The sequence below is a fragment of the Bartonella sp. AA86SXKL genome (assembly GCF_042196885.1).
This window is the reverse complement of the sequence record NZ_JBHIRE010000016.1, coordinates 18889-34268: the sequence shown is the minus strand read 5'-3', so window position 1 is coordinate 34268 and position 15380 is coordinate 18889. Positions and strand designations below refer to the sequence as shown.

General features: G+C 34.3%; 12 protein-coding genes and 2 pseudogenes. 9 read left to right on the top strand and 5 right to left on the bottom strand.

Annotated elements, in window-relative coordinates:
• Positions 1-21 precede the first annotated feature (21 nt).
• The 4 genes from ACFIO5_RS07335 (at position 22) to ACFIO5_RS07320 (ending at position 2116) form a co-directional block, all read left to right on the top strand.
• The gene (locus ACFIO5_RS07335) at positions 22-234 is read left to right on the top strand and encodes a hypothetical protein (protein ID WP_015856478.1); all 213 of its coding nucleotides are present in this window, start codon (positions 22-24) and stop codon (positions 232-234) included.
• A 266-nt stretch (positions 235-500) separates the two neighbouring features.
• Positions 501-1286, top strand: coding sequence for a hypothetical protein (locus ACFIO5_RS07330; RefSeq protein ID WP_375634683.1), 786 nt, complete (start codon positions 501-503; stop codon positions 1284-1286).
• A 40-nt stretch (positions 1287-1326) separates the two neighbouring features.
• Positions 1327-1497: a hypothetical protein gene (locus tag ACFIO5_RS07325; RefSeq protein ID WP_375634684.1), complete on the top strand. Its 171-nt coding sequence runs from the start codon at positions 1327-1329 to the stop codon at positions 1495-1497.
• A 148-nt stretch (positions 1498-1645) separates the two neighbouring features.
• Positions 1646-2116 (top strand): hypothetical protein, encoded by a 471-nt coding sequence (locus ACFIO5_RS07320; RefSeq protein ID WP_375634685.1) that lies wholly within the window; start codon positions 1646-1648, stop codon positions 2114-2116.
• A 502-nt stretch (positions 2117-2618) separates the two neighbouring features.
• Here the strand turns inward: ACFIO5_RS07320 and ACFIO5_RS07315 are convergent.
• A pseudogene (locus ACFIO5_RS07315) lies at positions 2619-3776 on the bottom strand (tyrosine-type recombinase/integrase).
• A gap of 263 nt (positions 3777-4039) precedes the next feature.
• Positions 4040-4240, bottom strand: a pseudogene (locus tag ACFIO5_RS07310) (helix-turn-helix transcriptional regulator).
• Between the two features lie 1022 nt (positions 4241-5262).
• On the opposite strand from ACFIO5_RS07310, the gene bgtA reads away from it, so the two are divergent.
• From bgtA to ACFIO5_RS07295, 3 genes are read left to right on the top strand one after another with little or no spacing between them, the layout of a single operon-like run.
• Positions 5263-5925, top strand: a complete 663-nt coding sequence (gene bgtA / locus ACFIO5_RS07305; protein WP_375632873.1) for a gene transfer agent endolysin BgtA — start codon at positions 5263-5265, stop codon at positions 5923-5925.
• Positions 5922-6149, top strand: a complete 228-nt coding sequence (locus ACFIO5_RS07300) for a hypothetical protein (protein WP_375618608.1) — start codon at positions 5922-5924, stop codon at positions 6147-6149. The genes bgtA and ACFIO5_RS07300 overlap by 4 nt, the downstream gene beginning before the upstream one ends.
• Positions 6082-6297: a hypothetical protein gene (locus ACFIO5_RS07295; protein ID WP_375632871.1), complete on the top strand. Its 216-nt coding sequence runs from the start codon at positions 6082-6084 to the stop codon at positions 6295-6297. The genes ACFIO5_RS07300 and ACFIO5_RS07295 overlap by 68 nt, the downstream gene beginning before the upstream one ends.
• A gap of 1611 nt (positions 6298-7908) precedes the next feature.
• Here the strand turns inward: ACFIO5_RS07295 and ACFIO5_RS07290 are convergent.
• Positions 7909-8238, bottom strand: a complete 330-nt coding sequence (locus ACFIO5_RS07290; protein WP_375632869.1) for a DNA adenine methylase — start codon at positions 8236-8238, stop codon at positions 7909-7911.
• Positions 8239-8579: 341 nt separating this feature from the next.
• On the opposite strand from ACFIO5_RS07290, the gene ACFIO5_RS07285 reads away from it, so the two are divergent.
• Positions 8580-8705: a hypothetical protein gene (locus ACFIO5_RS07285; RefSeq protein WP_375632867.1), complete on the top strand. Its 126-nt coding sequence runs from the start codon at positions 8580-8582 to the stop codon at positions 8703-8705.
• Between the two features lie 1173 nt (positions 8706-9878).
• On the opposite strand, the gene lldD is transcribed toward ACFIO5_RS07285, so the two are convergent.
• Positions 9879-11030: an FMN-dependent L-lactate dehydrogenase LldD gene (gene lldD / locus ACFIO5_RS07280; protein WP_375626848.1), complete on the bottom strand. Its 1152-nt coding sequence runs from the start codon at positions 11028-11030 to the stop codon at positions 9879-9881.
• Between the two features lie 1120 nt (positions 11031-12150).
• Complete coding sequence (locus tag ACFIO5_RS07275) at positions 12151-13239, bottom strand: 2'-deoxycytidine 5'-triphosphate deaminase (RefSeq protein ID WP_375612382.1); 1089 nt, start codon at positions 13237-13239, stop codon at positions 12151-12153.
• A gap of 239 nt (positions 13240-13478) precedes the next feature.
• Here ACFIO5_RS07275 and mutL point away from each other — a divergent pair, with 239 nt between their 5' ends.
• Entirely contained in the window at positions 13479-15332 is a 1854-nt protein-coding gene (gene mutL, locus ACFIO5_RS07270) for a DNA mismatch repair endonuclease MutL (RefSeq protein WP_375705179.1), read from the top strand.
• Positions 15333-15380: the final 48 nt, after the last annotated feature.

Below are 15380 nucleotides of genomic sequence, written 5' to 3'. Positions count from 1 at the left end.
AACGCTTGTGTGGGTGGAAACATGGCTAGAAAAAAAACACAAGACGATATAGAGCTTACAGAAGCAGAAAAAGAAATACTTCAAGAAATCATCATGACCTACAAAAGTGTAAAAGTGATGTCTCGTTATACGAAATGGATTGTACTCATTATACTCTTATTAGCACTTGATTTTTCACGTATTATGGATGCGTTTGTAAGTATTTTTACACAAAAACCAAATATCCGACTCTAAATACATTCTGAGATGTGCGAAAATCTTTAGAAAATGGTTTCTTAATTTTGCTCGTCTCATGGAGACGATAGACAATATCTTCGCCCATTTAAAACAGTGGTTCTCAAAGAATTAATCTTTGAATTAATTGTTTCATGAATTTAAAGCTTCTAATAAACTGTATTTGATATGAACAGCTTCGAAATTTTAATCCTTTAAGGATGAAGAGGAAGTCAAATCTTTGTAAAACGACACAATTGATTGTCTTTTATAGATTAGAGTGGATAATGAAAACAAATTTAAGTGGCCGCGTAAGAAATACATCTTTACCAGAAAATCATGCTCTACTGCCTCTTTTTGAAGCAGTTGTAAATTCTATTCATTCCATTGAAGAAATAGGAAATGATTTTTCCTCACGCTACATTATAGTTTCAGTCATAAGATCGAAGCAAGCTTCACTACCACTTGACAAAGATACAGAAAAACTAAACGAGACAGAAATTGTAGGTTTTAAAGTGATCGACAATGGTACAAGCTTTAATGATCATAATTTTCAATCATTTAAAACTTTAGACTCAGATTATAAAAGAGATAAAGGTTGCCATGGTATAGGACGACTTTTATGGCTTAAAGCTTTTGATAATATAAAAATCAGGAGTATTTATGAAACAGATAGAGGATTAAAAGGGCGCACATTTTTATTTGATGCTGCTGCAGGTATAAAAGAATTAGATGAATTTCAAGATAATTGTACGAAGAGAGAAACTATTGTTGAGTTAACAGGTCTAAACCAAAAATATAAAAATCATATTCCTAAAAAACTACAATCTATCGCAAAAGCACTCTTAGAACATTGTCTCTGGTATTTTGCAAGAACTGGTGGTTGCCCTTTCATAACTATTGAAGATGACACAGAAAAGATATTATTAAATGATCTATATGAACAATGCATGCATGGAGCCATTTTAAATGAAAAAATAAAAATAGAAAATTATAATTTTTCTATTATGCATATTAAATTTAGATCCTTACCTTTAGAAAATCAGGCTTTATGTTTTTTGTGCAGGCAATAGAGCTATTACAAAAGAAAAGTTATCTGAGAAAATTCCGGGTATGCAATCAAAACTGCAAGATGATATAGGTGAATTTATCTACTCTTGCTATGTAAGCTCTCTTTTTTTAGATGAAAGAGTACGTTCTGAAAGAATAGGCTTTGATATTGAAGAAAATGTTGAAAATAAACAAGAAGATTTATTTGAAGGAAAAAAATATCATTTCCGATAATACGACAAGCCATTTATGAAAGAATTCAAAAATATTTAGCTGTAGAATTAAAGCAAAACATTCAAAACAGTAAGGAGATAGTTGAAAGTTCACACATAAAGTACCACGCTATCGTCCACTCCTAAACTATTTAACAGACAATGACTATATGATTTCACCTAAAATAAATGATAAAAAATTGGAACTACATTTGCATGAATGTCTTGCTAGAGTAGAAAATGAAATTTTAGAAGAAGGTCATAATGTTTTAGCAGTTCAACAAGGAGAAAATACAGATAGTTATGCAGCAAGAATTAATAAATATGTAAATGCTGTATGTGATCTTAAAAAGTCCGATTTGGCAAATTACTTATTCCATAGAAAAACTATCATAGAACTTTTGAAGGAATCTTTAAATTCTCTTTATGACGGTGGTAAAGAATATATTAAAGAAGACGTTATTCATCAACTCATAGTACCCATGAAGTGTGATTCTAATTCTGTAGCTATGGATAATTGTAACTTGTGGTTGATAGACGAAAAATTAGTATTTCATGATTATTTAGCTTCTGATTTATTATTAAAAAAATGTCTATTACCGGCTCTATGGAAAAGGAAAGACCTGATATATGTAGTTTAGAATTATGTAATAATTCTATTTATTGGAATCCTTTATTAGTATCAGATAGCAAAGAGGGTTTAGAATCTCCTACTTTGGCATCTCTTACTATAGTAGAAATTAAGCGTCCCATGAGAGATGACGCGAAAGCTGGTACCGAAACAGATCCTATTTTGCAGGTCATTACTTATCTAGAAAAAAATTCGTGCAGGCAAAGTACTTACCCCAAAAGGGCGTCCAATAAATTTGGATGGAAAAGTTCCCGGTTACTGTTATGTCGTCTGTGATCTAACTCCAAAAATAAAAGAGTGCTGCAAACGTTGGGATTTAACAGAATCAGGCGATCATATGGGATATTTTGGATATCATAAGAGTTATGAGTCCTATATAGAGGTTATTTCGTTTAGTAAGCTCATAGCTGATACTGAGAAAAGACATCAACGTTTCTTTAAAGCTTTAGGGTTGCCATTAAGGTAGAATAACAATAATTATATTTATGCTCTAATGGCCTTAGAATATTTTGTCAAACCACTCCCGATATAAAGCTAGCCCACAGCTCTAAAAGAACACGCCGTTGCTCTAAAAAATCCGTTCGCATGTAGGCTTTCGTCACTGAACTCCCAACTGTATGTGCAAGAACAGTTTCGGCAATCTCAAATGGTGTTGACGTTGTCTCTGCTACCCAGTCCCGTAAGCTTGAACGAAAACCATGGGGACGATAAGTCAAACCACAAACTGTCATATACTTTGCCATGGTGGCATCAGAAATGGGGTTGCCTCTAAGACCAGAAAAGAGAAAACCATTCTTTTCAAAGGGGAGGGTTTTTTCAATAACTCTCAAAGCTTCATCACTTAGTGGCACGCGAAAGTCTGAAACTTTCCCTACAATACCTTTCATGTTTTCTTTTGGTATCGTCCATATATTTTTGTCAATTTGTTCAAGGCGCAAATAGCGCAATGGATATGACCGTGCGCCTGTCAAAATCAATAACTTCAGTGCTAAATTTGAAAGGATCTTATCATCCAAGCTTTGATAAAATGCCGGAACTTCTTGCCATGACATAGCAGGAATATTTGTTGATGTTGCACGTGGTTTTCCTAAAAGCGCGCGTGCCTTCATACAAGCCTGTAGATCAACATCTAAACCAAGAGCCGCTGCATATTTCAAACAAATATTGATACGGTTAAGTGCTTTTCGCGCTGTGTCTGCTTTTTCATGCCAAAGGGGTGCGAGAACATTGCGAATGATATTGGCTGTTAATTTTTCTATAGGTAAATTACCTATGTGTGGAATCACGTGCAACTCTAGTGGAGAAAACCAGCGGCCGTTTTTACCTTCATTTTTCAACTCTGCTTTTTTGCTTTCAAAAGCCGCTTTTGCAATTTCTTGAAAAATATTGCTTTGCTGTTTTAAAATAGTCTGTTCTCGAAAGACAATAGGATCATTGCCTTCTTTAAGAATATCACTATAATATCTTGTAAGCTCACGCGCTTCTTTTAAAGAGAGTTTCGTAACAGGACCAAGTCCCATTTCACGGCGCTTATTGTGGTGCGTATAGCGAAAAAACCAAGAGCGTGTATTGTCTTTTCAAACATTCAACCACAACCCTGCCCCGTCACAATATTTACCCTGCGGAGACGTCTTTACGAATGATGCTGATAACCGATGAATCGCCCTCACTTAACGTCCCCTCTCGTCCACCTTTTAGACCACCTTTAATTTCTGATTTGAGATTTTTTCTTTAATACTTAATTTTTTATTGAATCATAAAAAGCTATAGACATCAATACGCCCTTACACATCTTTATATACTTTGAATCTTATTGCTAAGCCCCTGCTTGCCGGCATCCGGCACCACCTTTTGTTTTAATGTATTGAAATATATATATTTTTTATTTAATTATCTGTTTGAAGATTACCTTCTAGGGTTTATACGATTTTATCTAATCTGTTGTTATTTGCTCCGTATTTTTCTCTGGAATAAATGCTAAAGTCTCTTTCTTTCTCCACCTCACTGCTCTCCCTAGCTTATATGGCTCCGGCCCCCCCTGAAGCATCTAATGGCGAATCGTTGTTGTGGATATAATAAAAAGCTGTGCACACTCACGTATTATTACATATCTATTGCCATCATCAAATATCATCTCATTGCCTTTTTATTTTTTATGTTATGTAAATGGGCTGGGATGCTAGGAGGAGAGAGATTCCTATATTTTCAAGCAGCCTTTTGTCAAAATCTTTTGTGTCTCTTGTGCTATTGCCTCTAAAAATATTTCAATAGCTTGATTGATTTGTTTAAGAGGCTGCTGGAAACGTAGCCAATACAACACCAGACAAAGATGATACCATTGGACCCGAACGCCCCACCAAATGCTTCATATGAAAAAGAAAATATATGAAACTGAACTACTTGTTCAAATTTATTACAGTACAATATTCTTAAAAAAACTATCAAATATCATTGGTCTATATATTGAATATGCTCCACTAATATATTGTTTCATTTGGAAACAGACTGCAAGAGAGGGGAAATATCCATTATGTTTTTTATGTAACAGTTTATTTGAAATCCTTCATAAAGGTATTTTTTAATGAAATTAAGCAATTAGGAGAAAAAACAAAGAATAATTAAATTAACTATAGATTTTTTTATTAAATATGTATAACACGTTATGTATATGCTTTATTGATTCTAAGATAAATTTTAGATGTATAATATTAAATTATAATGTTTTTTTGTTTTTATAAAAAAATTCTGTGGTGCAATTTATGAATTTTGAAATTACTTAAAAATCAACACCTAATTATTTCATTAATTATTATGTCTCTTATTTTTTGTTAAAAGTGCTTTTTGTCATTGGAATTATTGAAGTTTTTTGAAGTAAAGTTCTTCTAAATCATTCTAGATCAACTGGTTTATGAGTGAAATCTATCTGATTATAAATGGAATTATTATAAAGTTATTGTCTTTAGATGGAGATCAATTGCTGCAAAATGAATAGTATTTAGCATAATCTTTATTCAAAAAAATGATATGGATCTTAAAATAATCCACTATGGATGTTTTGAATTTATTATGCCCTTTCGCTGTTCTGTTCTTAAAAATGAGTAGATGTAAGTTTTTAATTCATATCCTGCTTTGTGTAGTTTTTTATAGGTAAAAATAATGCGAAAAATATCAAAAGAAGGGCTTGTATTGATTAAGCAATTGGAAGGCTTACGTTTATCAGCTTATGAAGATTCTGGTGGTGTCTGGACAATTGGTTATGGACATACAAGTGCTGCTGGTGCCCCAAGCGTCCACAAAGACATGCAAATTACGGAAAAAGAAGCTGAAAAAATCCTTTGTCAGGACTTGAGGGAGTATGAAGCTGTTGTTGAAAAAACCGTTACCGTTCCTTTAAACGATGAACAATTCGCGGCATTAGTATCATTTTGCTATAATGTAGGAATCACAGCATTTCGCAATTCTACACTTTTAAAAAAGCTTAATAAAGGTGAATATGAAGCGATACCAACCGAATTGCAAAAATGGACAAGAGTAGGAGGAAAACGTATCCAAGGTCTTGTCAATCGCCGAGCAACCGAAGCAGGTTTGTGGGCAAAAGGAGCTCATGTTGCCCCCAATTATCATGTAGTAGAACCAGAAGGCGTAACAGGTATTTGCAAAGTAGAAGCTCTTGCACCAATCATAGGTTCTTTTTCAGGGCTTGGAGGTCTTTTTGCAGGAAATGGTCCTGTTCAATGGGTTCTAGCAGGCATTATGGTTTTAGCTGCTTGTACGGCTATGATATACATTGCTAAACGTTTTCAGGAACACCGCCTATGATTTTATGGATAAAAAAATATCTGACAATGACGTCAGCGCTCATAGCAGCTTTTCTTATAGCTTTAGTCAAAGCCTTTTTTCTTGGGAAAAAAGTTGAGAAGCAAAAGCAAACAAAAGAAGATTTCAAGATAGCGACAACACGGCTTGAGGTAGAAAATGAAATTAATAAGAAAAGTGATGCTGATGTGCGCACTAAGCTTTCTAGCTGGTTGCGCGACGAATGAACGAACTTCTTGTATTGGATGGCTTCCAATTTATTTGAATCGACAAGATATCAATGTCATTAGTTCAAATTTGGCGAGAGATATTTTAAAACATAACAAACAAGGTGAACGTTTATGTGGTTGGAGAGATAAACGGAAAATAAAGTGATAAAAATATAATTCCTCTGAAACATCAATCAATGAAAAGATTTGAAAGAGGTGGATACATTCAGATTAAAAGTAAAAGCACTTAAAGGATTAAAACACTCTGGTGGTCGATTAGATTTAATTAGAATGACTGAGATGTCTGAATTGAAACTAAAGGATTCAACAGATTATGTTTGTGTAAAATGATTGAGTCTATTGATGTATTCTAAGGACATCTTTGTTATCCTATCAAAAGAAGATGAGAAAAGATTTTATGGATTGCACTACTATCGTCGTTCAAAGAACTGATCATACACAAAGGTTCTGTTTTCAACAAAAATAACATCTAGGGGCTGGCATGCTTGAAGAAAAGCAATCTACGGAGCTATATAATGAATAATGGTAAGGCTTTTATGTGATTTGTAAATGATGTTGTTTCAGCTTCCTAATTATAATAATGATGTTGACGATAAGGCAAATACTTTCGCACTATATCTGCTTTTTCATGCTAAAGTGGCGGGAAAACATTGTGAATGATCTTGGCTGTTAATTTTTCTATAGGTAAATTCCCTATGTGGGAAATGACATGCAACTCCAGTTGAGAAAACCAACAACCATTTTTGCTTTTATTTTTTAACTTAGCTTTTTTACTTTCAAAAGTCGCCTAGCAATTTCTTGAAGAATATTGCTTTACTATTTTAAGATAATTTTTTCCTGAAATAAAATCCTTCTTTTAAAATATTACTGTAATATCTTGCAAACTCATGTACTGCTTTTAGAGAAAGTTTGTAATAAGACCGTGCTTTTCACGGCTTTTATTGTGATGTGTATAACGGAAAAGTTAAGAGTGCGTATTATCTTTTCGAACATTCAACTACAATCTATTTCATCACAATATTTATCTTGAGAAGATACTTTTACAAAGATACTGATAATCTATAAATCGCTCTCCCCTAATTTACCTTCTCGCTCATCCTTCCATGCATTGCCCGTCCACCTTTTAAACCACCTTAAATTTTTGATATAAAATTTTTTCTTTAATTTTTATTTTTTATTGAATCATAAAAATGATATGTCTCAATCTCACTTCTATGCATCTTTATACGCTTTGATTCTTGTTTCTAAAGCCCAGATTGCCTACATATCGTACTGTTTTTATATTTTGATAGAAATATCTTCTATCAGTTCACTTTTTTCAAAAGATTCTGAAAGGATTCTCAAAAAGTCTGCAAAGTTAAAGACTATTTAATACGTATTGTTTCTTTTTTAGAAATCAAAATTGGTGATGCCCCATTCCTTACCAGCAATTGTGTTATTTGCAGAGCAGTCTGTATAAGATAGTGTAACCTCTTTTATAAAGTTAACTAAAGTTTTTTGAATTTCTAGCATATTGTTTAAAGACAAAAAACTCCCTCTTATTATGCAAGCAGCTTAGACATCGGCTGATAATCCTCCCGCTTATAAAAATCCTTTCTTTAATAACCTTCAAAACCACAATTAAAGTGGTGAAAGATAAAACAAGATTTTTAGGCGATCATAACGCACAATAAAATCAGACTAGTCTAAATGTTCAATGCTAACACCTGCTAAACAGTGGAAAATAAGTTTTAGCACGCATTCAAATTGGAAAGGCTTAAGCCCCCCGCGCGCTACGATGGTTTTCTACTCTCATCGTACGATTTACATTCCCTCTAAAACTTAATCGCTGTAAATATAAAAATCTTGAAGCCCGTTCTAAATCCGTGAGAGTTTCTGGATCTTGCTGTATTAAACGTTGAAATTCCTCACAACTGCTCATCTGAAATGCTAATTTTTTCATAAAAGGACAATAGTGGCGTTGTAACATCCCTAAAAAGTTTACGACATAACCTGAGAGATTATTGCTGATTTCAGGGGATAGAATCAATTTCTGCTCAAAGAAAATCTCACCCATACCAACAAAAAGGTTTAATCTACATGCCATGAGGAATGTTCTCAAATAATTTTGATATTTTTTGATCAAATTTCTTTTGCCACCAATATCGGCAGCAACTGGTGTAGAATTAACAAAATTATAATTTTTTATCTTAAAATGTATCCATCATTTTTTACATTCTTTCATCTATCTTAGCCTTCTTTTCACAGCTTCAAATGATACAAAGTAACTGCAATATTAAGTCGTTTTGCATCGAACAAATTTCTCGCAAACTATCCCTATTGGCTAGATGACAATCCATCCTCTATTTAAAGAGAGAAAAACTTTTCTTTTTTATTCAGCGATAAAGTAAATATTATCCAATTACTTACGAGTAGAAATTCGATCAAATGGAAACTGTAATTCTTTCTACTCTGAGTAATCTTGTACCTATTTATATAGGTTTAGGAAAGCGTGCTGTTATGAATATTCATAAAAATACTTCAAAAATTGATATCAGCAAAACTTCTGTTTAAAAAAGGAAAAGATGTTCTCTTACTTGCTACTGAAGAAACTGTTCAGATTTGTCTTGATGTTGCTAAAGAGCTTCAAAAAACATGAAGTTATCCCAACGCTTACAAGTGTGCCAACCATTCAACTTTGAGATAATAGATCAGTGCTAGAGTTATGCCAATCTCACCAATCTGTTGTTGTCTATGAAGAGCATAGTATCAAAGGAGAAGCTTGGAGATGCAATTGTTAAATCGCTTATAGAACAAAACATTCTATGCCAATTTGTATCATTAGGCCCCCCCACCATCCCCATCTGCAATAAAAACGAACTGGATATTTTAACAAGTTATAAAATCAATCGAGAACGCATAAATAGTGTTAGAAACGACATACTATACAAAAAATATTCAACTGCTTCCTAATATACTCGCCAGTTCAAAAACATCATAAATCATTGATGATGCAAGAAAATAAGAAAGAAAAGCACATTAATTCACGCAGTTTTGCTCTCAGTAAACGAGCTTTTTTAAAGATAGTATGGGTATTTTTTTCATTGCTTAAAAATGTACTCCATAAAAAAATATCATATCCATATAATATATTACCAAATAAAATTAATATAAATAATATATAGATTATAGGAATATTATTTATTAGATCAATTTTTTATTATAATTATATCTTTCAATAAATACATATTGACATTTTTAATAATTTTATTTATATATAATAATTAATATTATATATATATTAAAATAAAACTAAATGAAGCTTATAAATTTACGTTTTATGCTAATGTGGGAAAGAAGTAATTAACATATTATATTTTATATATAGGAGGGAAAAATGCTCACAGCATTATTTATAGCTATTTTTTCTATATCAACAGTTGTTTTACCTTTAATATCAGCGCTTGTTCCTTTTTATCCGTAGAATGAGATTTTAATAAAATAAGTAAAAGATGTATGCAATGTTATTAGTGTTTTTTTTGTGTTTATTATTATTAATATTTTTGCGTTAAGTATTATTGTATTTACGGAGTATTATTTTAGTTACTGAGTATTTTCTGTGTTTTTATAGAGGAGCTTTTTGATCTTTTCTATTTAAATTTAACTGTCAACATATTTGTAAAATATATAATTATGCTCCTCTATAAAAAGACTTTCTTTTTCTGAAAGAAGTATAACATATTGCTTTCATTGCTTAAAAACATCTATATTTACTAAACTCTTGCGTGTAATATCTTTGATTGTCTGAGTACCGGTCAGTGTCATAGCTACCCGCATTTCATTGGCAAAAAGATCAAGGAGATGCATAACACCTTTCTTACCTGCTGCTGCAAGCGCATAAACAAAAGCACGGCCAATCATAACAGCATCCGCACCTTGTGCTATCATGCGTACAACATCAAGACCAGAACGAACACCTGAGTCCGCTAAAATAGTCAAATGATCCTTTACAGCATCCGCAATTGCAGGCAATGCTCGTGTTGTTGATAATACACCATCAAGCTGACGTCCGCCGTGATTAGAAACAACAATACCATCCGCACCAAATTTTACTGCTTCTCGTGCATCTTCTGGATCAAGAATACCTTTCAAAATCATTTTTCCTTTCCAAAAATCGCGAATCCATTGTAAATCATGCCAACCAATTGATGGATCGAAATTTGCACCAAGCCAACCAACGTAATCATCCAATGCAATTTTCTTTTTGAGATAAGTGGAGACATTTCCAAGATCATGGGGGCGCCCCATAACACCAACGTTCCAAGCCCAATATGGATGAGTAAACGCTTGTAAAAAACGACGTAATCCAGCATAAGGACCAGACATCCCCGAATGCGCATCACGATAACGTGCACCAGGAACTGGCATATCAACTGTAAAAACCAACGTGCGTACACCAGCTAACCAAGCCCGTTCTAGTGCATCACGCATGAAACCGCGATCTTTGAGAACATAAAGTTGAAACCAAAATGCACCTCCAACCGCTTCTTGCACTTCCGCAATGGGACAAACTGAAACAGAGGATAGAGTAAAAGGAATCCCTTTTGCCGCTGCGGCACGCGCTGCTTTTACCTCTCCACGACGTGTATACATGCCCGTTAGACCAACAGGTGCAAGTACAATCGGTAAATCAAGTGTCTGATCAAAAAGTTTGATTGAAAGATCAACTTCACCAACTTGCCTTAGAATCCTTTGACGCAGTGCAAGAGCTTGAAGATCTTTACAGTTGCGTCGCATCGTTTCTTCAGCATAAGCCCCACCATCAATATAGTGAAAAAGAAAGGGAGGAAGACGACGCTTTGCTGCCTTACGATAATCAAGTGTTGAAGAAATAATCATTGATGGCACCATTGTTCCTAAATGAAAAGAGAAGACATCCTAAAAACGCATAAAAGCGAATCCATGTACCTACCTATTCGCTATTCTCCCAAAACACTCTATTGAATAGATAGAAGCAACAGAGACTGCAACTTTCTAAAAAAACTAATTGATAAAAACAACGTCTTTATTGCTCTTATCCAAATTTAAAATCTCACAGTATGAAGTATCATTAATAACGTATCTACTCATATATTCTTCATGTGCAATTAAAATGTTATACTCTCTTTAAAGTAATCCCTCTTCGAAAGCGATTGCTCCGTAGCTTAATTAGTTATAATTTAAAGTTGCTTCTCCCTCCAAAGGTCCTTACATTATCAGTTTTAAGAATATAGAGTGTCATTAAGTATAAACCATAATCTCCCCCAAAAGATGAAAAAATCCTTTATTAATACTGGAAATAAAGCTGTCGCATACATGCAGAAATCTTCTTATATCAATATTCAAAACTGAGATCTGTTACTTATTCATGCATAGTGCCTAATTCACATAAAGCATAAAAACTTTTAATGTTCATACCAATAGAAACTCTTCATATTTAATTGAATAATTTTCTAGCAATATTATATCTTGAGGCTATAAATGAGTTACTAAAATTAGAACAATGTTTATTGAAAATAATTGTTACTAAACTGGAGTGAAAACTTATTTATTAACTCTTAAGGATAATTTTTATACGGAATAAAATATACTGGTTATTACACTCTAGAAAAATTGAGTCAATTGCAGCATCCAATCTCGCATATTTACTTTGAAAAGTGAGTAGCTACTGTTATATTGAATTTTATTAACCTATTGATTTATTATAATAATAAATATGAATAACATATTGAATATAGTAAATTTTGTCATGATGAAATAATCAAAACTATTCTTTTGCACATCATAAAGGGAGTTCGTATAGATAGAACCTCTTGAAAAAAGAAGTAAAAATGCCTCTCATACCCTCTCAAATGCAAGAGATGAAATAACCTTGGAAATTAAAAATAGAATGCATGACACCGGTTTTGCGAAGCACAAAATTTTTTTTATCTAAAATACGCTTTCTGCATACATGTTATCAAAATTCGTGGTTCCCAACTCATTTAAAATGCTTGGACAACTTTAAACCCTGTGCTTGATAATGTGATCCAACATCATGTCCATAAAGGGTTGATGGTCGATTAAGCATATGCTCATAGACCAAACGGCCAATAATTTGACCATGCTCTAAGATAAAAGGAACTTCATGGCTCCGCACTTCTAAAACCGCTCTTGCTCCTTTTCCACCCGCCTCCTTATGCCCAAATCCTGGATCAAAAAAGCCTGCATAATGCACCCTAAACTCGCCAACTAAAGGATCAAAAGGTGTCATTTCTGCGGCATAAAGCGGAGGCACATGAACAGACTCTCGTGAAACTAAAATGTAAAATTCATCAGGATCAAGAACCAACTCCCTTTGACCACGATCAAAAAGAGGTTCCCAAAAATCTAAAACGTGGGCAACGGCACGTTTATCAATATCAATAACACTTGTATGATGTTTACCACGATAACCTATAAGCCCGTTTTCGTCTCCCTTTAAATTAATGGAAAGACCAATACCACCAACACTAATATTAGGAAAATCATCCGATATCAGTGTTTCTTGCCTTTGCAAAGTGTGCAACTCTATTTCATTTAAATAACTTTGCCCTTTTCTAAACCGAAGCTGTGATAAATGTGAGCCTGTATGCACCAAAATTGGAAATGTGCGTGGACTAATTTCCAAATAAAGTGGACCATGATAACCAGCACAAATTTTATCAAATTCCTGAGCATTATCCGTAATGACACGTGTAAAAATATCTAATCGTCCTGTAGAACTTTTGGGATTGGCAACAGCAGATAAGAATTCTGGTAAAGCTAAACTTTCCAAAAGAGGAACAATATAAACACACCCCGTTTCCAAAACGGCTCCGTCTCGTAAATCAAACTCATGCAACTTTAACCGTTCAAGCTTATCCAAAACTTTTGTATCAGGTCCCGGCATAAAAGAAGCACGTATACGATAAGCTTTCTCCCCTAAACGAAGATCAAGACTTGCTGGTTGTATTTGAGATCTATCAAATGGATACTGAGCCTTGAGAAAGTTATTCTCAATCAAAGCTTGTATATCACTATCTGCTAAAATACCGCTTATACGCGCCATATATATTGCCTTCCCTTTTTACATTGTTTCTTTTTTTGACCTAGATGATAAATTGGTGCAAGCTATTTTAAAGTGATAAAAACTATTTTTATGTTTTTTCCAACCGACTTGTTAACATAAAATAAAATAGGAGGTATTGTAAAAATAATACCTCTCATGCTCTCTTATTCTTGAATGTCGCGCAAATGATGTTATCATAATTTTCTATAGAACCCTTAAGTTTCCTGTTAGAATTTATTATGATTATACGCCATCTTAGCGAAAATATTATTAATCAAATCGCCGCCGGTGAAGTTATTGAACGACCAGCAAATGTTGTCAAAGAACTTGTTGAAAACGCTATTGATGCTGGTGCAACACGCATTGAAATTATTACAGTAAATGGTGGAAAAAATTTTATAAAGGTGAGTGATAATGGTTATGGAATTCCTGCAGATCAATTAACTTTAGCAGTTTCTCGCCATTGTACCTCAAAGATTACCGATGACGTACACAATATCTGCTTCCTTGGATTTAGAGGAGAAGCCCTCCCCTCTATTGGTTCTGTTGCTAAACTTAAACTCATTTCACGAACAAAAGATGCTGAGAGCGCTGCTGAAATTTCCGTTACTGCAGGAAAAATTGTAGGACCCAAACCAGCTGCTGCGAATCTTGGAACAATTGTTGAAGTTCGTGATCTTTTCTTTGTCACGCCGGCACGATTAAAATTTATGAAAACTGATCGGGCTGAAACAAATGCTATTAGCGATATGATTAAGCGAATTGCTATCGCATTTCCACATATCCGCTTTTCTCTTTCAGGACTAGACAGAACATCTATGGAATTGTCTGCTACAGAAAATAATATTCAAGGACAATTACAACGTATTACGCAGATTATGGGAAAAGAATTCGCCCCTAATAGCATTGCGCTGAATGCTGAACGCGAAGCGGTGCGCTTAACAGGTTTTGCCTGTTTGCCATCTTTCAACCGAAATAACAGCCTTCATCAATTTGCTTATGTTAATGGACGTCCCGTGCGTGATAAATTTCTATGGGGCGCTATCCGAGGCGCTTATGCTGATGTCATGACACGAGATCGTTATCCTGTGGCTATTCTTTTTATTGACCTCCCACCTGCTGAGGTAGATGTTAATGTTCACCCAGCCAAAGCTGATGTACGATTCCGTGATCCAGGATTAATTCGTGGTTTGATTGTTGGAGCTATTCGTGAAGCATTGCAACAATCTGGTATTCGTCCTACTTCAACCCGTTCTGAAGCAATGCTTGCTGCATTTCAAACACAACAATCATTGGCACAACAACCATTAGGCAGTTTTAAGAACACGCACCAGTTCTCTTCTTACAGTTCACAACCTCATCATTTTACCAGCGCTTCAATGGTCCAAAAACCATTGGATAGTACTCACTCTTTTGATTTAAAAGAAGATGCCGCTCCTATTATGGAGGGCTTAAATACACCAAGTGGGGATGCATACATTCCAAGCACGACATCTTCATCAGAAGAGTTATCTTATCCATTAGGAGCGGCCAGAGCACAAATCCATAAAAACTATATTATCGCCCAAACACAAGATAGTTTGATCATTGTCGATCAGCATGCAGCTCACGAACGATTGGTTTATGAAGCACTCAAAAATGCACTTTATTCCAAACCACTTCCTTCACAGTTATTACTTATTCCTGAAATTGTAGAACTCTCTGAAGAGGATGCAACATGCCTTTTAACGCATAAAGATGCTTTGCAAAAATTTGGATTAGGAATAGAACCATTTGGACCAGGAGCAATTGTTGTGCGTGAAACACCTTCCATGTTAGGAGAGATCAACATCCAAGCCCTCATAAAAGATCTCGCAGATGAGGCCGCTGAGTATGATACAACAAATAATTTAAAAGCAATGCTTGATTATGTTGCAGCAACGATGGCCTGTCACGGCTCAATACGGTCAGGGCGCCTTTTACGCCCCGAAGAAATGAACACACTATTACGACAAATGGAGGCAATACCTAATACAAGTACATGTAATCATGGACGCCCTACTTATATTGAACTCAAATTGGCAGATATAGAACGGCTTTTTGGCAGAAAATAAGCCCTGCATCATTTTTACAAGAAAAATATTTTAAAATTAACTCTCGAC

What these genes read in the sequence shown, in the direction of transcription:
- lldD (WP_375626848.1), bottom strand. Translation starts at nt 11,030, where the DNA reads ATGATTATTTCTTCAACACTTGATTATCGTAAGGCAGCAAAGCGTCGT.
- bgtA (WP_375632873.1), top strand. Translation starts at nt 5,263, where the DNA reads ATGCGAAAAATATCAAAAGAAGGGCTTGTATTGATTAAGCAATTGGAA.
- ACFIO5_RS07285 (WP_375632867.1), top strand. Translation starts at nt 8,580, where the DNA reads ATGGAAACTGTAATTCTTTCTACTCTGAGTAATCTTGTACCTATTTAT.
- ACFIO5_RS07335 (WP_015856478.1), top strand. Translation starts at nt 22, where the DNA reads ATGGCTAGAAAAAAAACACAAGACGATATAGAGCTTACAGAAGCAGAA.
- ACFIO5_RS07275 (WP_375612382.1), bottom strand. Translation starts at nt 13,239, where the DNA reads ATGGCGCGTATAAGCGGTATTTTAGCAGATAGTGATATACAAGCTTTG.
- ACFIO5_RS07295 (WP_375632871.1), top strand. Translation starts at nt 6,082, where the DNA reads ATGAAATTAATAAGAAAAGTGATGCTGATGTGCGCACTAAGCTTTCTA.
- ACFIO5_RS07330 (WP_375634683.1), top strand. Translation starts at nt 501, where the DNA reads ATGAAAACAAATTTAAGTGGCCGCGTAAGAAATACATCTTTACCAGAA.
- ACFIO5_RS07300 (WP_375618608.1), top strand. Translation starts at nt 5,922, where the DNA reads ATGATTTTATGGATAAAAAAATATCTGACAATGACGTCAGCGCTCATA.
- ACFIO5_RS07325 (WP_375634684.1), top strand. Translation starts at nt 1,327, where the DNA reads ATGCAATCAAAACTGCAAGATGATATAGGTGAATTTATCTACTCTTGC.
- mutL (WP_375705179.1), top strand. Translation starts at nt 13,479, where the DNA reads ATGATTATACGCCATCTTAGCGAAAATATTATTAATCAAATCGCCGCC.
- ACFIO5_RS07320 (WP_375634685.1), top strand. Translation starts at nt 1,646, where the DNA reads ATGATTTCACCTAAAATAAATGATAAAAAATTGGAACTACATTTGCAT.
- ACFIO5_RS07290 (WP_375632869.1), bottom strand. Translation starts at nt 8,238, where the DNA reads ATGGCATGTAGATTAAACCTTTTTGTTGGTATGGGTGAGATTTTCTTT.